General features: G+C 73.9%; 17 protein-coding genes. 4 read left to right on the plus strand and 13 right to left on the minus strand.

Going from position 1 to position 17,998, the window contains the following annotated elements:
• Nucleotides 1-12 precede the first annotated feature (12 nt).
• The 4 genes from WDV06_RS14460 to WDV06_RS14475 are packed head-to-tail and all read right to left on the minus strand — an operon-like array spanning nucleotide 13 to nucleotide 4,358.
• Complete coding sequence (locus tag WDV06_RS14460) at nucleotides 13-792, minus strand: CDP-alcohol phosphatidyltransferase family protein (protein ID WP_395510125.1); 780 nt, start codon at nucleotides 790-792, stop codon at nucleotides 13-15.
• Nucleotides 770-1,831 carry an iron-containing alcohol dehydrogenase family protein gene (locus WDV06_RS14465; RefSeq protein WP_395510126.1) on the minus strand — a complete coding sequence of 354 codons (1,062 nt, stop codon included), beginning with the start codon at nucleotides 1,829-1,831 and terminating at the stop codon, nucleotides 770-772. The genes WDV06_RS14460 and WDV06_RS14465 overlap by 23 nt, the downstream gene beginning before the upstream one ends.
• Nucleotides 1,819-2,571 (minus strand): phosphocholine cytidylyltransferase family protein, encoded by a 753-nt coding sequence (locus WDV06_RS14470; protein WP_395510127.1) that lies wholly within the window; start codon nucleotides 2,569-2,571, stop codon nucleotides 1,819-1,821. Before WDV06_RS14470 ends, WDV06_RS14465 begins: the two co-directional genes overlap by 13 nt.
• Nucleotides 2,568-4,358 carry a DUF5941 domain-containing protein gene (locus WDV06_RS14475; protein ID WP_395510168.1) on the minus strand — a complete coding sequence of 597 codons (1,791 nt, stop codon included), beginning with the start codon at nucleotides 4,356-4,358 and terminating at the stop codon, nucleotides 2,568-2,570. The genes WDV06_RS14470 and WDV06_RS14475 overlap by 4 nt, the downstream gene beginning before the upstream one ends.
• A 417-nt stretch (nucleotides 4,359-4,775) precedes the next feature.
• Here WDV06_RS14475 and WDV06_RS14480 point away from each other — a divergent pair, with 417 nt between their 5' ends.
• Together WDV06_RS14480 and idi are read left to right on the plus strand one after the other, a co-directional pair.
• A complete protein-coding gene (locus WDV06_RS14480) occupies nucleotides 4,776-5,966 on the plus strand; it encodes a GNAT family N-acetyltransferase (RefSeq protein WP_395510169.1) in 1,191 nt (396 codons plus the stop codon).
• Nucleotides 5,967-6,097: 131 nt separating this feature from the next.
• A complete protein-coding gene (idi, locus tag WDV06_RS14485) occupies nucleotides 6,098-6,700 on the plus strand; it encodes an isopentenyl-diphosphate Delta-isomerase (protein ID WP_395510128.1) in 603 nt (200 codons plus the stop codon).
• Nucleotides 6,701-6,761: 61 nt separating this feature from the next.
• Here idi and WDV06_RS14490 read toward each other — a convergent pair whose 3' ends face one another.
• Nucleotides 6,762-7,256 (minus strand): ATP-binding protein, encoded by a 495-nt coding sequence (locus WDV06_RS14490; protein WP_395510170.1) that lies wholly within the window; start codon nucleotides 7,254-7,256, stop codon nucleotides 6,762-6,764.
• 130 nt (nucleotides 7,257-7,386) lie between these two features.
• Nucleotides 7,387-8,055 carry an HdeD family acid-resistance protein gene (locus WDV06_RS14495; protein ID WP_395510129.1) on the minus strand — a complete coding sequence of 223 codons (669 nt, stop codon included), beginning with the start codon at nucleotides 8,053-8,055 and terminating at the stop codon, nucleotides 7,387-7,389.
• Nucleotides 8,056-8,135: 80 nt separating this feature from the next.
• Here WDV06_RS14495 and WDV06_RS14500 point away from each other — a divergent pair, with 80 nt between their 5' ends.
• The gene (locus WDV06_RS14500; protein ID WP_395510130.1) at nucleotides 8,136-8,903 is read left to right on the plus strand and encodes an enoyl-CoA hydratase/isomerase family protein; all 768 of its coding nucleotides are present in this window, start codon (nucleotides 8,136-8,138) and stop codon (nucleotides 8,901-8,903) included.
• A 3-nt stretch (nucleotides 8,904-8,906) separates the two neighbouring features.
• Here the strand turns inward: WDV06_RS14500 and WDV06_RS14505 are convergent, their stop codons facing one another.
• Entirely contained in the window at nucleotides 8,907-9,530 is a 624-nt protein-coding gene (locus WDV06_RS14505; RefSeq protein ID WP_395510131.1) for a DJ-1/PfpI family protein, read from the minus strand.
• Between the two features lie 108 nt (nucleotides 9,531-9,638).
• Entirely contained in the window at nucleotides 9,639-10,610 is a 972-nt protein-coding gene (locus WDV06_RS14510) for a GlxA family transcriptional regulator (RefSeq protein WP_395510132.1), read from the minus strand.
• A 131-nt stretch (nucleotides 10,611-10,741) separates the two neighbouring features.
• Here WDV06_RS14510 and WDV06_RS14515 point away from each other — a divergent pair, with 131 nt between their 5' ends.
• Nucleotides 10,742-12,379 carry an ABC-F family ATP-binding cassette domain-containing protein gene (locus WDV06_RS14515; RefSeq protein WP_395510133.1) on the plus strand — a complete coding sequence of 546 codons (1,638 nt, stop codon included), beginning with the start codon at nucleotides 10,742-10,744 and terminating at the stop codon, nucleotides 12,377-12,379.
• 23 nt (nucleotides 12,380-12,402) lie between these two features.
• Here the strand turns inward: WDV06_RS14515 and WDV06_RS14520 are convergent, their stop codons facing one another.
• From WDV06_RS14520 to WDV06_RS14540, 5 genes are all read right to left on the minus strand, one after another.
• Nucleotides 12,403-12,633 (minus strand): hypothetical protein, encoded by a 231-nt coding sequence (locus WDV06_RS14520; protein WP_395510134.1) that lies wholly within the window; start codon nucleotides 12,631-12,633, stop codon nucleotides 12,403-12,405.
• A gap of 76 nt (nucleotides 12,634-12,709) precedes the next feature.
• Nucleotides 12,710-13,495, minus strand: coding sequence for an SDR family NAD(P)-dependent oxidoreductase (locus WDV06_RS14525; protein ID WP_395510135.1), 786 nt, complete (start codon nucleotides 13,493-13,495; stop codon nucleotides 12,710-12,712).
• Between the two features lie 49 nt (nucleotides 13,496-13,544).
• Nucleotides 13,545-14,750, minus strand: a complete 1,206-nt coding sequence (locus WDV06_RS14530; protein ID WP_395510136.1) for an MAB_1171c family putative transporter — start codon at nucleotides 14,748-14,750, stop codon at nucleotides 13,545-13,547.
• Complete coding sequence (locus WDV06_RS14535; protein WP_395510137.1) at nucleotides 14,740-15,246, minus strand: hypothetical protein; 507 nt, start codon at nucleotides 15,244-15,246, stop codon at nucleotides 14,740-14,742. Before WDV06_RS14535 ends, WDV06_RS14530 begins: the two co-directional genes overlap by 11 nt.
• 245 nt (nucleotides 15,247-15,491) lie before the next feature.
• The gene (locus WDV06_RS14540; RefSeq protein WP_395510138.1) at nucleotides 15,492-17,936 is read right to left on the minus strand and encodes a Tex family protein; all 2,445 of its coding nucleotides are present in this window, start codon (nucleotides 17,934-17,936) and stop codon (nucleotides 15,492-15,494) included.
• Nucleotides 17,937-17,998: the final 62 nt, after the last annotated feature.

Consider the following 17,998-nt stretch of genomic DNA (forward strand, 5'->3'; position numbering starts at 1 on the left):
GCAGCGGGGCGCTCACCGCAGCCTGCTCGACACGAGGATGGACACCAGGTGCAGCACCGTCTGGAGCAGCGCGATGCCGGCGAGCACGGCGACGCCGAGGCGGGAGAAGAACAGGTCGCCGCGGGCCTGGTCGAGGACCGCCAGCACCAGTATGAGCAGCGAGGCCTCGATCCCGAGGACCAGGCGGTGGAACTTCAGCGCGGCGGCGGCCCGGCGGGCCAGGGCCATGCCGGAGGAGCGCGGTTCGGCGGCGGAGTCCTGGACCACGGGCTTGCCCGCCTGGTGCCGGGCGACGCCGACCAGGTCTGTCTCGGCCTTGATCAGGATCGCGCCGAGGGCCGCGAGGGTGCCCAGGAAGGCCCACAGCCAGTCGATCCGGCCGCCGCCCCACAGGTCGGCGGCGCGCAGTCCGAAGCCCACGAGGACCGCGGCGTCGCACAGGTAGGCGCCGACGCGGTCCAGGTAGACGCCGGAGAGCGAGTACTGCTTCTTCCAGCGGGCGACCTCGCCGTCGACGCAGTCGAGCAGCAGGTAGAGCTGGACGGCGACCACGCCGAGGACGGCGCCCCACACGCCGGGCACGAGCAGGGCCGGGGCGGCGAGGACGCCGGCGAGCGTCATCACGTAGGTCAGCTGGTTGGGCGTGACCTTGGTGGTGACCAGCAGGCGGGTGATGCGCAGGGAGACCTCGCGCATGTAGAGGCGGCCGCCCCAGTGCTCGCCACTGCGCCGGTCCTTGACGCCCGCCGGGTGAACGACGGGGCGCAGTTCAGCTACGGATGGTCTGGGCATAGTCGGCGTAAGCGTCCCTGATCTCGGCTGCGGACAGGTTGAGGTGCTCCAGGATGGTGAACCGTCCCGGGCGGGTCTGGGGGGCGTACTCCACGGCCGCGACGAACTCGTCGGCGCTGAAGCCGATCTCCTCGGGCCGCACGGGCAGGCCGTGCCGGCGCAGCACCTCGGCGAAGAGCCCGGACTGCTCGCGGGCGCCGCGCAGGTGCATGGCGAAGGCCGCGCCGATGCCGACCTGCTCGCCGTGGAGCGCGGAGCGTCCGGGGTGGAGCAGGTCGAAGGCGTGGCTGATCTCGTGGCAGGCACCGGAGGAGGGGCGGCTGTCGCCGCTGATCGACATGGCGATGCCGGAGAGGACGAGGGCCTCGGAGAGCACGGTGAGGAACTCGTCGTCGCCGCAGCCGCCGGGGTGGCGCAGCACCGACTCGCCCGCCGTGCGGGCCATGGCGGCGGCCAGGCCGTCCACGGACTCGCCGGTGATCTTGTGCGAGAGCTCCCAGTCGGCGATGGCCGAGATGTTGGAGATCACGTCGCCGATGCCGGCGCGGACGAAGCGCGTGGGCGCCTCGCGGATCACGTCGAGGTCGATGACCATGGCGATCGGCGTGGGCACGCCGTAGGAGCCGCGGCCGTTGTCGTTGTCCAGGATGGACACCGGGGAGCAGATGCCGTCGTGGGAGAGGTTGGTGGCGATGGCCACCATGGGCAGCCCGACCCGCGCCGCGGCGTACTTCGCCACGTCGATGATCTTGCCGCCGCCCAGCCCCACGACGGCGTCGTAGCGGCGGCCCTTTATGTCGTCGGCGAGCTTGACCGCCGAGTCGATGGTGCCGTCGACGACCGGGTACCAGTCGGCGTGCGGCAGGGCCCGCTCCAGACGGGCGCGGAGTGCCTGTCCGGAGCCCCCGCTGATCGCGATCGCGAGCCGGCCGGAGGCGGAGATCCGCTGGTCGGCGAGGATGCCGTCCAGCTTGTCCATCGCCCCGCGGCTGATGTCGACGACGACCGGCGAGGGGATCAGCCGCGTCAGTACTGGCATGCGATCGTCCGGCCCTTGGCGAGGTCGTCGTGGTTGTCGATCTCGACCCACCGCACGTCGCCGATGGGGGCCACGTCGATGGTGAAACCGTCGTCGACGAGCTGCTGGTAGCCGTCCTCGTAGTAGAGGTCGGGGTCGCGCTCGAAGGTGGTCTTCAGGGCCTCGGCCAGGGCCGCGGCGGCCTCCGGCTCGATGAGGGTGACGCCGATGTACTCGCCGGTCGCCTCGGACGGCTCCATCAGCTTGGTGATCTTCCGCACGCCCCGGGCGCCGTCGACGACCACCTTCATCTCCTCGTCGGCCAGGTTCTTGACCGTGTCGAGGGCGAGGATGATCTTCCGGCCGTCGCCGCGGGCGGCGAGGAGGGTCTTCTCCACGGAGACCGGGTGGACGGTGTCGCCGTTGGCGAGGATCACACCCTGCTTCAGGACGTCACGCGCGCACCACAGGGAGTAGGCGTTGTTCCACTCCTCGGCCTTGTCGTTGTCGATCAGCGTGATCTTGACCCCGTACTTGGCCTCCAGGGCCTCGCGGCGCTCGTACACGGCCTCCTTGCGGTAGCCGACGACGATCGCGACCTCGGTGAGGCCGACCTCGGCGAAGTTGCCCAGGGTCAGGTCGAGGACGGTGAGGCTGTCCTCCTGCCCTTCGGGGCCGACGGGCACGAGGGCCTTGGGCAGGGTGTCGGTGTAGGGACGCAGACGGCGTCCGGCACCGGCAGCGAGTACAAGGCCGATCATGCGGGTTCTCCTTCGTCGTGTACGGCGGGTGCTCCGGCGGAGACCCAGAAGCGGATGCTCTCCACGAGCACCACCAGAGCCACGAACACGGCCACGGCCGTGAGCGCGACGGGGAACGCGCCACGGGCGAGGACGGCTGCCAGGACCACGGCCAGCAGGACCCTGCCCTCGTGACCGCCCGTCGTCCGCACCAGCCAGCGCGGCGGGGCGCCCGAGCCACCGCGGATGCGGTAGACCGTGTCGTAGTGATGGTAGGCGACCGCCGCGACCAGTCCGAATGCGGCCGGGAGGGCCCCGGGGACGTCCGCCTTGACGGCGAGGACGAGGACGGTGGTGTACTCGGCGGCCCGGAACAGCGGGGGCAGCAGCCAGTCCAGCGGGCCGCGCAGCGGGGCGCTGACGGCACCACCGCTGAGCCCGGCGTACAGCAGGGCGGCCCAGACGACCGTCGTGCTGCCGTAGGGCGCGTACCAGGCCGCGCCGACCAGGACCACCGCGCCGATCACGGCGAGGGGAAGGCTCAGGACGGCCGCCGGGCGGAAGGCGGTCCTGGCGACCAGCTCCGCGATCGGACCGGAGTCGGCCAGGTCGGACAGCGCCCGCGCGGCCCGGTCCGTGCGCTTGGCCCTGCGGGTCACCGAGCGCAGGACGCGTCCGGCGGTGGTGTACAGCGCGCCGAAGGCGCAGCCGATCAGCAGGGCGTAGAAGACGATCCGCGGGGTGGTGGCCGCGGTCAGGACCGCGATCATCGCCCAGCGCTCACCGATCGGCAGGATGATCATCCGCCGGACCCAGACGGTCCAGCCGACGCTGTCGAGCCGGGTGGAGAGGGCGGCCGTGGGGCTTCCGGTGACGGACTTGCCCGCGGCGGTGGCGTCGAGGTTGGCCTCGTTGAAGGAGAAGTCCACCACGTGCCGGCAGGTCATGAGGATCATCGAGCCGAGCGCGAGCGCCCAGACGTCGTCCCCGTTGCGGGCCGCGCCGAGCGCGAGACCGGCGTAGAAGGAGTACTCCTTGACCCGGTCGAAGGTGGCGTCGAGCCAGGCGCCCATCGTCGAGTACTGGAGCGAGTAGCGGGCGAGCTGCCCGTCGGTGCAGTCCAGGACGAAGGAGACGAGCAGCAGGACGCCGGCGACGACGTAGCCCCAGCGCTCGCCGGTGGCGGCGCAGCCCGCCGCGAGCAGCGCGGTGAGCAGGGAGGCCGTGGTGACCTGGTTCGGGGTCAGGCCGCGGCGCGCGCACCAGCGGGCGATGTAGCGCGAGTACGGGCTGATGAAGAACGTGGTGAAGAACCCGTCGCGGGCTTTGACGGCGCCGCGCAGCCGGACGGCCTCGTCGTCCACGGCCGCGACGGCGGCCAGGGCCTCCGCGCGCTCCGCCTCGCCGGCGGGCACGGCGGCGACCAGGCTGCCGAGCTCGGGCCGCTGGACGGGGGTGCCCGAGGCCTCGACCCGAGCCGCGAGCCGGTCCGGGTACGGCCCGTCGCCGTCCGCGGCCTGCCCCGCGGCCCGCTCCAGGGCCGCGCGGGCCCCGGCCTGGACGGCGAAGGCGCCGGTCACGGCGCAGGCGTCGAAGCGCGGGTCGGTCAGCGCGAGGCGCAGCGCGTGCGGGTGGCCGACGAACCCGCTGTCGACGACGGCCACCCGCTGTCCGGCCGGCACGGCGGCCAGGGCCGCGGCGGTGTCTTCGGGAGCGGGGACCGGACGGACGTCGAACCCGAGCGAGCGGAGCTCGTCTTCAAGCGGTGATCCGGGGACCGGCAGGCCGGTGAGGATGACGGTCGACAGACGGACTCACTCCTTGCAACGAACGTTCCGGGCGGCGCCTGTGGGCTGCGGCGAAGAAAGCGCGGCGGCACGGCGGCTGCGGCTGTCGGCAGAGGCTATCGGATGAATGGAAGACGGCATCCATCAGCCGTTCGGCCCCCATCCGTCCGGTTTGGGAACCGATGTTAAGGTGAACGCCGGCTCGGAACCTGGAAGGGGTGGATCGATGACCGTCGCAGCGATCGCCGCCGTGCGCGGCGAACTCCGGTACGTCTCCCCGTCCTCCCGGGCGTCCGGCCGGGCCTGATCACTTTCCCTGACACCGATCGGCCCCGTCGGCCGGAGCCCCCCTCCCAAGGGTTCACGTTGACCGACATCACCAGTGACACCGGCCACCACGGCTCCTCCGACTCCGCCGCGGAGGCCTTCGCGGCCTTCATGGAGCTGCACCGCGGGCTGCCCCGGCAGTCCCCCGGCTCCGACACCACCACCCGGCACCTGCTGTCCCTGTGCGGGCCGCTGCCCGAGCGGCCGCGCGTGCTCCACATCGGCAGCGGCCCCGGCCGCAGCGCGCTGCTGCTCGCCGCCGAGGCGGGCGGCGCGGGCCTCGCCGAGGTGACCGCCGCCGACCTCTACGGGCCCTTCCCGCATGACCGGGGCACGCTCCCCTTCGAGGACGGCTCCTTCGACCTCGTGTGGGCCGAAGCGGCCGCGCGCCTCCTCTGCTTCGACCGGGCGCTCGCCGAGTGGAAGCGGCTGCTCGCGCCCGGCGGCCGGCTCGTGCTCGGCGCGTGCGAGTGGACCGCCGGGGAACCCCCGGCCGGGGCCCGCGCCTTCCGGGACCCCCGCTACCCGCTGCGCTCCACCGCCCGCAACACCGCCGCCGTGCAGGCGGCCGGGTACCGGCTGCTGGGCGACGTCCTCCACCCGGACACCGACTGGGCCGAGTACCACGGGCCCCTCGGCGAACGGGCCGCCGCCCGCACCCCCGCCTCCCCGGCGGAGGCCGCCGCGCTGGCCGGCGTGTGCGAGGAGATCACCGTACGCGCGCGGCACGGGCACGAGTACGGCTACCGGAGCCGGGTGCTGGCCCCGGTGACCGCCGGGGACGGGGCCGCGGGCGGGGCCCGCTGGCGGACCCGGCCCGAGACCCCGGCCGACGCGGCGGCCGTGCGGGACGTCAACCTGGCGGCCTTCGAGACCCCGCTGGAGGCTGATCTCGTCGACGCGCTGCGCGCCGACGGAGCCTGGCTGCCGGGGCTCTCGTACGTGGCCGAGGGCCCGGACGGGGCGGTGGCGGCGCACGCGCTGCTGACCCGGTGCGAGGTCGGCGGGGCACCCGCGCTCGCGCTCGCGCCGGTGGCCGCCGATCCCGCGCTCCAGCGCTCGGGCGCCGGCAGCGCGGTCGTACGTGCGCTGCTCGCGGCCGCCGCGGCGCGCGGGGAGGCGTTGGTGCTGGTCCTGGGGCATCCGTCGTACTACCCGCGCTTCGGGTTCGTGCCGGCGTCGCGCTACGGGATCCGGGCACCCTTCGAGGTTCCGGACGAGGCGATGATGGCCCTGGTGCTGGACGATTCCGTTCCGGTGCCGGCGGGCACGATCACGTATCCGTCCCCGTTCGGGATCTGAGGTCCTGACGGGCCGTCCGCCCTCCGCCGTGTATCACGCGGCGGAGGGCGGACATGCGCAGATGGCCGAAGTGGGGACAAGCCTCTTTTGTACGGCAGACTGAAGACCGAAGTCCGAAGCGAAGGATGGGTATGCCGACCACATCAGCCACTGACGCCACCAGCAGCGCGTCCGCCGGCACCGGCGCTCAAGAATCGATCATGCTCGAACTGGTCGACGAGTCCGGCAACACCATCGGCACGGCGGAGAAGCTCTCCGCCCATCAGCCCCCCGGTCTGCTGCACCGGGCGTTCTCCGTGTTCCTCTTCGACGAGCAGGGCCGGCTGCTGCTCCAGCAGCGCGCCCTCGGGAAGTACCACTCCCCGGGTGTCTGGTCGAACACCTGCTGCGGCCACCCCTACCCCGGCGAGTCCCCGTTCGCGGCGGCGGCCCGCCGCACCCACGAGGAGCTGGGGCTGTCGCCGTCCCTGCTCGCGGAGGCGGGAACGGTGCGCTACAACCACCCGGACCCGGCGTCGGGGCTGGTGGAGCAGGAGTACAACCACCTGTTCGTGGGACTGGCCCAGGCCTCGCTGCACCCGGATCCGGAGGAGGTCGGGGACACCGCGTTCGTGACGGCCGAGGAGCTGGCGAAGCGGCACGCGGAGGTGCCCTTCTCGGCCTGGTTCATGACGGTGCTCGACGCGGCCCGTCCCGCGATCCGCGAGCTGACCGGGGACGCGGCCGGCTGGTAGCCGCTGCGCCGTCCGGGGTGCGGTGGCCGTGCGCGGTGCCGTGCGCGGGGGCCGCCGGGACTCAGCGGGGGCGGGCCGGGACCTGGAGCGGCAGGGCGGCCCAGATCACCTTGCCGCCGGTGGAGGTGTGCTCGACGTCGCACACCCCGCCGGCCTCCCGCGTGATCTCGCGGACCAGCAGCAGGCCCCGGCCGCCGGTCTGGCCGAAGTCCGCCTCCAGAGCCTTGGGCCGGTAGGGGTGGTCGTCCTCGACGGCCACCCGTACCCACTCGCGGCCCACCGCGACCTCGACGGCCACCTCCGGGGAGAGCAGGGCGGCGTGCCGGACCGAGTTCGTCACCAGCTCGGAGACGATCAGCAGCAGGGCGTACACGAGGTCCGGCCCGGCCGGCACGCCTTGGCGGCCGAGCAGGTCGCGGACCGCGCGGCGGGCCTGCGGAACGGATTCTTCTACCGCCGGCGCGGTGAAGCGCCACACCCCCTCGTACGTGAGGGGGTCGGCCGGAGCCGACGTCTCACCTCCCCTGGCCTGCGGGATGCTCCCGCTGTCGTCCATCTTCCGGCCCCCGTCTTCGCGCTCGATCGTCTCCACGCGTCAAGAGTGGCGAGCAGCCTGGTCCGGACCGCTCCACTGACCAGAAGTCAGCAGCAATCGGACACATTCTGACCAGTGGCGTATGACGGAGTCAGTTGTTGGACTGTTCCTGATCCGCCGTGCTCCGCTTGGCAGTGTCTGCCGCGTCCGCCGCGTACGGACCGGCGCCCTCGTCCTCCCTGACCAGCCCCAGGATCCGCCGGCCGCCGAGCCCCGCGGCCACCAGGCTCAGCCCGTCGAACAGCAGGGCGAGGGAGAAGAAGGTCCCGATCACGTACAGGCTGTTGCCGGGCCACTGGGCGAGGATCAGGAGGCCGAGCAGGATGCCGAAGGCGCCCTGGACCAGGGCGAGCCCGAAGTTGCTCCCGCGCACCACCAGGGAGCCCACGAGGCGGAACACCCCGCCGGTGAGGAAGAGGAGCGCGGCGAACATGGTCAGCGCCTCGGCGCTCGCCTCGGGGCGGCGCAGGATCACGAAGCCGGCGGCGATGTCGACCGCGGCGACGACGACGGCGAGCCAGAAGTAGTTGCTCCCGCGCGACTGGACGGCCTGGACGAGACCGACCACGCCGCCGACGAGCAGCAGCCAGCCGAAGAGGAACATGGAGGTGAGGGTGGCCACACCCGCGTAGACCAGGCCCACCAGCCCGGCGAGCACCAGGACCACCCCGAGCAGCGCCGTCAGCCCGAAGCTCCGCTTCAGCTTCTTCTTCTCCCGCTGCTGCGGCCGCTTCCGCGTGGCCTGGTTGTCGGCGCCCATGGGCGTGCCACCTCCTCGCACCCCCCGGGGACGGAGTCCCCTTGATCATAGGATCGTCGCCCCGGGATAGCATCCGGCGCATGGACCACGCCGAGGAAGCAGCCCTCCACCACACGGTGGCCGACGGGGTGGCCACGGTCACCATCTCCCACCCCGCGAAGCGCAACGCCATGACGGCCGCGATGTGGCGGGCCCTGCCGGAGCTGCTCCCGGGGCTGGCCGCCGACCCGGCCGTACGGGTACTGGTCCTGACCGGGGCCGGTGCCACCTTCTGCGCGGGCGCCGACATCTCCTCCCTCACCGGGGACGAGGATCCGCAGGCCCTGGCGGTGGCGGCGGAGGAGGCCCTGGCCGCGTTCCCGAAGCCGACGGTGGCGGCGATCCGCGGCTTCTGCGTGGGCGGCGGCAGCCAGCTGGCGGCCGCGTGCGACCTGCGGTTCGCCGAGGAGGGGGCCCGGTTCGGGGTGACCCCGGCCAGGCTGGGCATCGTCTACCCGGCGTCGTCCACCCGGCGGCTGGCCTCGGTGGTCGGGCCCGCGTGGGCCAAGTACCTCCTCTACTCGGCGGAGCTGATCGGGGCGCGGACCGCGCTGCGGGCCGGGTTCCTGCACGAGCTGCTGCCGGCCGGGGAGCTGGAGGAGCGGGTGGCCGGGTTCACCCGGATCCTGACGAGCCGGTCGGCGCTGACGCAGGCCGCGGCGAAGGAATTCGCGGACGGGCGCACGGACCGGGACGCCCACTGGAGCGGCCAGGCCGCCGCGAGCGGCGACACCGCGGAGGGCGTCGCCGCCTTCCTGGAGCGCCGCGACCCGGTCTTCAGCTGGCGCCCCGCCCCGTCCGGGACGTAGCCGTCAGGGGTTGGCGGAACGCAGCCGGGCGACGATCTCGGCCGGGGCCTTGGCCGGGGAGCCCGCGTCGTAGGGAGGCTGGGGGTCGTACTCGCACATCAGCTGCACGGTCTGCGCGTACGTGTCCCCCGCGATCCTGCCGAGCAGTCCGAGCCCCATGTCCAGGCCGGAGGAGACCCCGGCGGCGGTGACGTATTTCCCGTCGAAGACCACCCGCTCGCCGGTGGGCTCCGCCCCGAAGGGGACGAGGCGGTCGAGGTAGAGCCAGTGGCTGGTCGCCCGGCGCCCGTCGAGCAGCCCGGCGGCGGCCAGGAGCAGCGAGCCGGTGCAGACGGACGTGGTCCAGGCGGTGGTGGCGTCGACGGCGCGGAGCCAGTCCAGCACGGCCGGGTTCTTCATCTCCACCTCGGGGTGGGGGCCGCCGGGGACGATGACGATGTCGGGGCGGGTCACCTCGTCGAGTGCCTTCTCGGCGACGAGCACGGCCGCGCCGTTGTCCGTGCGCACCGGGCCCTTGTGCTCCGCCACGAAGACGGTCTCGGCGCCTTCGAGGCGGCTGAGGGTCTCGTAGGGGCCGATGGCGTCGAGGGCGGTGAAGCGGTCGTAGAGCAGGACGGCGATCTGCATGTCTCCTCCGGAGGTTGCTGTGGTGGCGACGGCCGCCCGCCGGACGGCCGTCGTGTCGTACCGGGCCCGGGCCCGCCGCCGCGCGGGGCGGGAGACGGCCCCTGAGGGTCACTCCGCGGCCGGGGACCCGAAGCGGCGGCGGTATTCGGACGGGGGCTGGCCCAGGGTGCGGACGAAGGCCCGCCGCAACGCCTCCGGCGTGCCGTACCCGCACGCGCGGGATATGCGGGCGACGCCTTCCCCCGACTCCTCCAGCAGCCGCCGCGCGTGCTCCACCCGGACCCGCTCGACGTACCGCCCCGGCGTCACCCCCGTCTCCGCCTGGAAGGCCCGCGCGAAGTGGCGCGGCGAGAGCGCGGCCCGGGCCGCGAGGGCCTCCACGCTCAGGTCGCCGCCCGGGTTCTCGGTGATCCAGTGCTGCACCTCCCGCAGCGGCTCCCGCCGCGCGGTCTGCGCCGCCAGGTGGGCGCTGAACTGCGCCTGGTTGCCCGGCCGGCGCAGGAACACCACCAGGTGCCGGGCGATCAGCAGCGCGACGTCCCGCCCGAGGTCCTCCTCCACCAGCGCCAGCGCCAGGTCGATCCCGGCGGTGACCCCCGCCGAGGTGGCGACCGGGCCGTCCCGGACGTAGATGGGGTCCGGTTCCACCGTCACCCGCGGGTACCGCCGTGCCATCCGCTCGCACACCGACCAGTGCGTCGTCGCCCGCCGCCCGTCCAGCAGCCCGGCCTCCGCGAGGAGCAGCCCGCCCGTGCAGACGGACACCAGCCGGCCCGCACGACCCCCGTGCGCGCGCAGCCAGTCCGTGATCCTCGGGTCGAAGTCGCCCGTTCGGCGGCCGCCGGGCACCAGCAGGGTGGTGCCCGGGCCGGGGCGGGCACCCTCCAGGTCCCCGTCGGGGACCAGCGTCAGCCCGCTGCCGGTGCGGACCGGGCCGCCCCCGGGGGAGACCGTCCGGACCGCGTACCCGCCGTCGTCCGGGCGGCAGCGGCCGGCTCCGTCGAAGACCTCGACCGGTCCCGTCACGTCCAGGCTCTGGACCCCGTCGTAGAGGACGACCAGCACGTCTCGCAGTGGCATGCCTCCATGGTGTGAGCCGGCCCGGATGGCCGCAATGACGGACAGCCCACCTATCCGGCCACCGGGCCGGGTCGGCGCCCGACCGCCGGACAGGCCGCGGGCCGGCGGCGCGCCGATAGGATCGGGGCATCATGACTGCAACCCTCGTCGCCAAGAACCTCACCGCCGCGCACGGCGAGCGCACCCTCTTCGCCGGTCTCGACCTCGTCGTCGCGCCCGGCGACGTCATCGGCCTGGTCGGCGTCAACGGCGCCGGGAAGTCGACCCTGCTGCGGCTGCTCGCCGGACTGGACACCCCCGAGACCGGTGAGCTGCGGCTCTCCCCTCCCGGGGCGGCCGTCGGCCACCTCCCGCAGGAGCCCGAGCGGCGGGAGGGCGAGACGGTGCGGGAGTTCCTGGCCCGCCGCACCGGAGTGGCGGCCGCGCAGGCGGCGCTGGACGAGGCCACGCAGGGGCTCGTCGACGGCACCCCCGGCGCCGACGACGCGTACGCGGAGGCCCTCGACCGCTGGCTGGACCTCGGCGGCGCCGACCTGGACGAGCGCGCCCAGGAGACCGCGGACGAGCTGGGCCTCGCGGTGAGCCTCGATCTGCCGATGACGGCCCTGTCCGGCGGCCAGGCCGCCCGCGCCGGCCTCGCCTCGCTGCTGCTGTCCCGCTACGACGTGTTCCTCCTGGACGAGCCCACCAACGACCTCGACCTCGCCGGCCTGGAGCGGCTGGAGCGGTTCGTGACGGGGCTGCGCGCGGGCACGGTCGTCATCAGCCACGACCGCGAGTTCCTGACGCGCACGGTCACCAAGGTCCTCGAACTCGACCTGGCCCAGCAGCAGATCAACCTCTACGGCGGCGGCTACGCGTCGTACCTGGAGGAGCGCGCGCGGGCCCGCAGCCACGCCCGTGAGGAGTTCGAGGAGTACGCGGACAAGAAGGCCGCCCTCGAAGGCCGCGCCCAGATGCAGCGCAATTGGATGGACAAGGGCGTGCGCAACGCCCGCCGCAAGTCCTCCGACAACGACAAGATCGGCCGGGCGCTGCGCGGCGAGTCCAGCGAGAAGCAGGCCGCGAAGGCCCGCCAGACGCAGCGGGCGATCGAGCGGCTGGAGGTCGTGGAGGAGCCGCGCAAGGAGTGGGAGCTGCGCATGGAGATCGCGGCGGCCCCGCGCTCCGGCTCGGTCGTCGCCACGCTGCGCGAAGCGGCCGTCAAGCGCGGCGACTTCGCCTTCGGCCCGGCCAGCCTCCAGATCGACTGGGCGGACCGGGTGGCGATCACCGGGGCCAACGGCGCCGGCAAGTCCACCCTCCTCGCGGTCCTGCTGGGCCGGCTGGTCCCCGACTCCGGCTCCGCCGTGCTCGGCTCGGGCGTGCTGGTCGGCGAGGTCGACCAGGCGCGCGGGCTGTTCCTCGGCGAGGAGCCGCTGCTGGAGGCCTTCTGCGCGGCCGTCCCGGACACCGAGCCGGCGGAGGTCCGCACGCTGCTGGCGAAGTTCGGCCTGAAGGCGGCGCACGTGCTGCGCCCGGCGGCGACCCTGTCCCCCGGCGAGCGCACCCGGGCGGCGCTGGCGCTGCTCCAGGGACGCGGGGTGAACCTCCTCGTCCTGGACGAGCCGACGAACCACCTCGACCTGCCCGCGATCGAGCAGCTGGAGTCGGCCCTGGAGGCCTACGAGGGCACCCTGCTGCTCGTCACCCACGACCGGCGCATGCTGGACGCGGTGCGCGTCACCCGCCGCCTGGAGGTCACGGCCGGCAAGGTCACCGAACTCTGACCCGCCGGCCCGGGCCCCTCGTCCTAGCCGTGACCGCCGCCGTGGCCTCCGCGCCTGAGCGGCGGCTCGGGGTCCGGGGGTGCGGGGCGGTCGAGGCGGCTGGCCTCGTCCGTGTCCTCGCGCCGGACCGGGCCCGGCGCCTCCCCCGACCGGGGAGGCCCGGACGCGGACCGCTCCGGGTGGGGTTTGCGCTGCCGCTGCGGGTCGTCGTCGTCGTGGAGCGGGACGCCTCCGGCGCCGCCTTGCTCGTCCATGACAGGTCCTCCTCCCGCCCCCCGTGCCGCCCCCTCGTTCGGCGGCTGCCCGGGCGCCGGGCTCCCAAACCGGTCCTCAGCGGACCGCCGGATCGGCCGGGGCCCGCCGCTCGCGGGCCATCCGGCCGGCCACGAAGGCACGCGGGAGGTGGCGGACCGCGAACGCGTACGCCCGGTAGTGGCGCCCCGTGATGCTGACGGGGCGGCGCAGGGCCAGGTCGCGCAGGGCCTTGGCCACCACCGCCTCCGGCTCCAGCCACACGGCGTCGCGCAGGGAGCCGACGTCCATTCCCGCGCGCTCCTGGAACTCGGTGCGGGTGAAGCCCGGCACCACCGCCAGGACCCGGACGCCGTACGGCGCCATGTCGACCCGCAGGGACTCGCTGAAGGCGGTCACCCACGCCTTGGCCGCCCCGTAGGTCCCGGTCGGCAGCAGGCCCGCGACCGAGGAGACGTTGAGCACCGCGCCGCGGCGGCGCTCCCTGAGCCCGGGCAGCAGGGCGTGGGTGAGGCGGAGCGGGACCTTCACGAGGAGGTCGAGCATCCGCTCCTCGTCCTCGACGGGGTTGTACGGGTAGGGCGCGGGCAGGCCGAACCCCGCGTTGTTGACCAGGACGTCCACGGGCCGCGCGGTGTCGGTGAGGCGGCCTTCGACGGCGGCCCGGCCGGCCGGGTCGAGGAGGTCGGCCGGCAGGACCTCGCAGACGGCGCCGAAGTCCCGGCCGCATTCGGCGGCCACGGCCTCCAGGCGGGCCTTGTCCCGGGCGACGAGGACCAAGGCGCAGCCCTTGGCGGCGAAGCCGCGGGCGAAGGCGGCGCCCAGGCCGGCGCTGGCTCCGGTGATCAGGACGGTGGTGGTCACGGACGTCACTTCCTCGGGGTGGTGCGGCGGTACGGACGGTGCCGGTGGTTCAGGTGGTGCCCGGGGCGCAGGCGGGTGCGAAGGCGGAGGTCTCCGGCGAGGCGTAGGCCTCGGCGACGTGCACCAGGAAGCGGGCCTCGTCCTCCAGGCCGCCGCCGCCCTCCGCCGAGCTCTGCATGACGGCCGGGAGCTCCAGGGCGGGTGCCTGGGCCGGCCGGTCGGGCAGTCCGGCGAGCTTGGCCCGGAGTGCCTCCTTCAGGACGCAGGCCAGCGCGGCCGCCGTGTGCCGCTGCTCGGGGATCCGGCTGCCGGCGACGTGGCCGCGCGCGAGTTCGGGGACGCCGGGGGCGACGTACTCCCCCAGGATCAGGATGGCGTCCCGGGTCTCGATGACCTTGCGGTAGACGAGCAGGTTGCGCGGCACGGGCGGCCACAGGAGTTCCAGTACCCTCCCGGCGCGGGGCCGGGAGAGGACCACGTGCGGGACGGCCTGGACCAGGTCCCGCCACAGCGGCCACAGCCTCCAGGCGGTGGCGGTGTCGGCGAGGGTGTGGCGGAGGGTGAAGAGGGTGGGGACGAGGATCGCGGCGGCGCGCAGCAGTCCGTGCAGGTTCATCAGCAGCGGCAGGGCGGGCGCCGCCCAGGTGCTGGCGAACAGGGCCTTGAGCAGGTACGCGGTCCAGAACAGCCAGGCCAGGCCGGTGCCCAGGCCGAACAGCCGCAGTCCGGCGGCCAGTCCGCGGCTCTCGGTGCGCCGGCTGTAGCGCCAGCACACGTACACGCAGATGGTGTTGGCGATCAGGTGGGCGGAGATCAGCACGAGCCAGTACGGCAGGGAGGGCACGGGGGCGCCGGAGGCCGGGATGGTGTGCGTGCCGTGGGCGGGCGCGGCGGCGTCCAGGGTGACGAGGGCGGCGAGCCAGAGCACGGTGCCGGCCCAGGAGGCCAGCTGGAGCCTGCGGCCGCGGGTGGCGGCGGCCACGAAGTAGAGCACGGCGCCCGCCGACAGGACGCCGATGAGGTTGCGGACGAGGCCGATGGTGTGCGCGTAGGAGGCCTCGCGGTGCAGGGCGTACGCGACGACGTCGGGCAGGTTCAGGGTCATCGCGGCGGCCGCGGTGGCGACGGCGAGCCACAGGCCGCGCTGCTGCGGGGAGCGCAGGGCGCCGGGGGCGCGCAGCAGGACGGCGATCCACAGGCACACCACGCTGGGGACGGCCAGGCGGTCGCCGAAGGCCGCGAGGTCAGCTGCCATCGTGGCGGCCCCGCTCGTACCCCATGGCGGACTCCAGCCGGGCGAGCGCGCCCCGGGGGCCGGGGGCGGGGCGAGGGTGGCCGGTGCCCGCCGTGTGGATGCGGATCATGCTGGCCAGCATCTCCGCCTCCTGCTCCTGGCGGGTGGTGTAGTTGGTGCGGCCGAGGACCACGGGGGCCCGGCCGTCGACCTCCTCGCCCTCCAGTGAGTGGTGGCCGAAGAGGATGTGGCCGAGCTCGTGGAGGACGATGTGCTCGCGGTGCAGGGGCGTGGTGTGGGCCTCGTAGAAGACGTAGTCCACGCTCTCGGTGCCCACCCACAGTCCGCAGACGCCGGATTCGGCGGCTTCGCGGGGCAGGGGGTGGAGCCTGATCGGACGGCCGCGCCGGTCGGCCATGCGGGCACAGAGGGTGTCCAGGGAGAACGGGTGCGCCAGATCGAGGTGGCCGAGAATCATCTCGCAGCGTCTGCGCAGGCTGAGATTCCGGTAGGGCATGTGTTCCCTCTTAGGACCCTTTCTCGGGCAGCGTCGGTAGGCGTGGGTGGGGTTCGGCATGACGTCCTGTGCCTTGAGGCGGCCTCGGGAGTGCGGTCCCGGAGGGAGAAACGCGGAACGCCCGTCCGCGCGAGACGAACGGGCGTTCCACCATGCCTACCGATCACGTACGGGAGTTGGCAAGGACGGCCCTCCCTCAGGGTCCTTATCCGGCCAGGTCTGCCGGCTCCGGCAGGCCCCTGCCGCTACCGCTTGCGGCGGTCCTCCTGGCCACCGCCGGTGAGGCCGGCCCGGCGCAGGGCGTCGGCCATGGCGCTGTTGGCCGGGGCCGGGGCCCCGGCGCGCTGGCCGCCGCCCTGGCCGCCCTGGCGCTGACCGCCGCCGCGCTGCCCCTGGCCCCGGCTCTGGCCCTGGCCCTGGCCCTGGCCGTCCCCGCGCCCCTGGCCGCGCTGCTGCGGGGGACGGCCGCCGCTCCGCCGCTCGTCGCACTGGCGCGGTGCGCCGGGGGCGCGTTCCGCTCCGGCCCCGTCCTCCAGCCGCAGGGTGAGCGAGATCCGCTTGCGCGGGATGTCCACGTCCATGACCTTGACCTTGACGATGTCGCCGGGCTTGACGACGTCGCGCGGGTCCTTGACGAAGGTGTTCGACAGGGCGGAGACGTGGGCCAGGCCGTCTTGGTGGACGCCGATGTCGATGAAGGCGCCGAAGGCGGCCACGTTGGTGACGACGCCTTCCAGGACCATGCCCGGGGCGAGGTCGCCGATCTTCTCCACGCCCTCCTTGAAGCTGGCCGTCCGGAACGCCGGGCGCGGGTCGCGGCCGGGCTTCTCCAGCTCGCGCAGGATGTCGGTGACGGTGGGCAGGCCGAAGGCCTCGGTGACGAACTCGTCGGGGCGCAGGGAGCGCAGGACGGAGGTGTTGCCGATCAGCGCGGCGACCTCGCCGCCGGCCTTCTTGCCCATGGCCCGTACCACCGGGTAGGCCTCGGGGTGCACGGCGGAGGCGTCGAGCGGGTCGTCGCCGCCGCGGATGCGCAGGAAGCCCGCGCACTGCTCGTACGCCTTGGGGCCGAGGCGGGCGACGTCCTTGAGGCCCTTGCGGCTGCGGAAGGGGCCGTTGGCGTCGCGGTGGGCCACGATGTTCTCGGCGAGGGTGCCGCTGATGCCCGAGACCCGCGACAGCAGCGGGGCGGAGGCCGTGTTGACGTCCACGCCGACGCCGTTGACGCAGTCCTCGACGACCGCGTCGAGGGAGCGCGAGAGCTTCACCTCGGACAGGTCGTGCTGGTACTGGCCGACGCCGATGGACTTCGGGTCGATCTTGACGAGTTCGGCGAGCGGGTCCTGGAGGCGGCGGGCGATGGAGACCGCGCCGCGCAGCGAGACGTCCATGCCGGGCAGTTCCTGCGAGGCGAAGGCGGAGGCCGAGTACACGGAGGCGCCGGCCTCGGAGACCATCACCTTGGTGAGCCCGAGCTCGGGGTGGCGGGAGATGAGGTCCCCGGCGAGCTTGTCGGTCTCGCGGGAGGCCGTGCCGTTGCCGATGGCGATCAGCTCGACGGCGTGCTCCTTCGCCAGCCGGGCGAGGGTCGCCAGGGACTGGTCCCACTTGTTGGCGGGAACGTGCGGGTGGATCACCTCGGTGGCGACGACCTTGCCGGTGGCGTCGACGACGGCGACCTTCACGCCGGTGCGGAAGCCCGGGTCGAGGCCGAGGGTGGCGCGGGTGCCGGCGGGGGCGGCGAGCAGCAGGTCGCGGAGGTTGGCCGCGAAGACCCGTACGGCCTCGTCCTCGGCGGCGGCGCGCAGCCGGGTGCGCAGGTCGATGCCGAGGTGGACCTGGATCTTCGTGCGCCAGGCCCAGCGGACGGTGTCGGCCAGCCACTTGTCGCCGGGGCGGGACCGGTCGGCGATGCCGAAGCGGCGGGCGATCAGGCCTTCGTAGGTGGACGGGCCGGGGGTCTGCGAAGGCTCCTCCGGCTCCAGCTCCAGGCTGAGCACCTCCTCCTTCTCGCCGCGCAGCATGGCGAGGACGCGGTGGGAGGGGAGGGCGGTGAAGGGTTCGGCGAAGTCGAAGTAGTCGGCGAACTTCGCGCCCGCCTCCTCCTTGCCCTCGCGGACCTTCGCGACGAGGCGGCCGCGGCCCCACATGCGCTCACGGAGGTCGCCGATGAGGTCGGCGTCCTCGGCGAACTTCTCGGTGAGGATGGCGCGGGCGCCCTCCAGGGCGGCCGCGGCGTCGGCGACCCCCTTGCCGGCGTCGACGAACGCGGCCGCGGCGGCGGCCGGTTCGGCGGACGGGTCGGCCAGCAGGCCCTCGGCGAGCGGCTCCAGACCGGCCTCGCGGGCGATCTGCGCCTTGGTGCGCCGCTTGGGCTTGAAGGGGAGGTAGATGTCCTCCAGCCGGGCCTTGGTGTCGGCCGCGTTGATCCGGGCCTCCAGCCCGGCGTCGAGCTTGCCCTGCTCGCGCACGGAGTCGAGGATCGCCGCGCGGCGGTCCTCCAGCTCGCGCAGGTAGCGCAGCCGCTCCTCCAGGGTGCGCAGCTGGGCGTCGTCGAGCATCTCGGTCGCTTCCTTGCGGTAGCGCGCGATGAACGGCACGGTGGAGCCGCCGTCGAGCAGCTCGACGGCGGCCTTGACCTGCCGTTCCCGTACGCCGAGCTCCTCGGCGATCCTGCCTTCGATGGACATCGTCGTCACTGCGGTCCCGCCTGCCTTCGTGCCTTCGTGCGTGTGCGTGGAAGGCTGCAATT

The organism is Streptomyces racemochromogenes (genome assembly GCF_044129415.1).
Classification (GTDB): domain Bacteria; phylum Actinomycetota; class Actinomycetes; order Streptomycetales; family Streptomycetaceae; genus Streptomyces; species Streptomyces racemochromogenes_A.

Bases quoted from the DNA above. Each gene is read 5' to 3' on its own strand.
- WDV06_RS14460 (WP_395510125.1), bottom strand. From the start codon at position 792: ATGCCCAGACCATCCGTAGCTGAACTGCGCCCCGTCGTTCACCCGGCG.
- WDV06_RS14465 (WP_395510126.1), bottom strand. From the start codon at position 1,831: ATGCCAGTACTGACGCGGCTGATCCCCTCGCCGGTCGTCGTCGACATC.
- WDV06_RS14470 (WP_395510127.1), bottom strand. From the start codon at position 2,571: ATGATCGGCCTTGTACTCGCTGCCGGTGCCGGACGCCGTCTGCGTCCC.
- WDV06_RS14480 (WP_395510169.1), top strand. From the start codon at position 4,776: ATGGAGCTGCACCGCGGGCTGCCCCGGCAGTCCCCCGGCTCCGACACC.
- idi (WP_395510128.1), top strand. From the start codon at position 6,098: ATGCCGACCACATCAGCCACTGACGCCACCAGCAGCGCGTCCGCCGGC.
- WDV06_RS14490 (WP_395510170.1), bottom strand. From the start codon at position 7,256: ATGGACGACAGCGGGAGCATCCCGCAGGCCAGGGGAGGTGAGACGTCG.
- WDV06_RS14495 (WP_395510129.1), bottom strand. From the start codon at position 8,055: ATGGGCGCCGACAACCAGGCCACGCGGAAGCGGCCGCAGCAGCGGGAG.
- WDV06_RS14500 (WP_395510130.1), top strand. From the start codon at position 8,136: ATGGACCACGCCGAGGAAGCAGCCCTCCACCACACGGTGGCCGACGGG.
- WDV06_RS14505 (WP_395510131.1), bottom strand. From the start codon at position 9,530: ATGCAGATCGCCGTCCTGCTCTACGACCGCTTCACCGCCCTCGACGCC.
- WDV06_RS14510 (WP_395510132.1), bottom strand. From the start codon at position 10,610: ATGCCACTGCGAGACGTGCTGGTCGTCCTCTACGACGGGGTCCAGAGC.
- WDV06_RS14515 (WP_395510133.1), top strand. From the start codon at position 10,742: ATGACTGCAACCCTCGTCGCCAAGAACCTCACCGCCGCGCACGGCGAG.
- WDV06_RS14520 (WP_395510134.1), bottom strand. From the start codon at position 12,633: ATGGACGAGCAAGGCGGCGCCGGAGGCGTCCCGCTCCACGACGACGAC.
- WDV06_RS14530 (WP_395510136.1), bottom strand. From the start codon at position 14,750: ATGGCAGCTGACCTCGCGGCCTTCGGCGACCGCCTGGCCGTCCCCAGC.
- WDV06_RS14535 (WP_395510137.1), bottom strand. From the start codon at position 15,246: ATGCCCTACCGGAATCTCAGCCTGCGCAGACGCTGCGAGATGATTCTC.
- WDV06_RS14540 (WP_395510138.1), bottom strand. From the start codon at position 17,936: ATGTCCATCGAAGGCAGGATCGCCGAGGAGCTCGGCGTACGGGAACGG.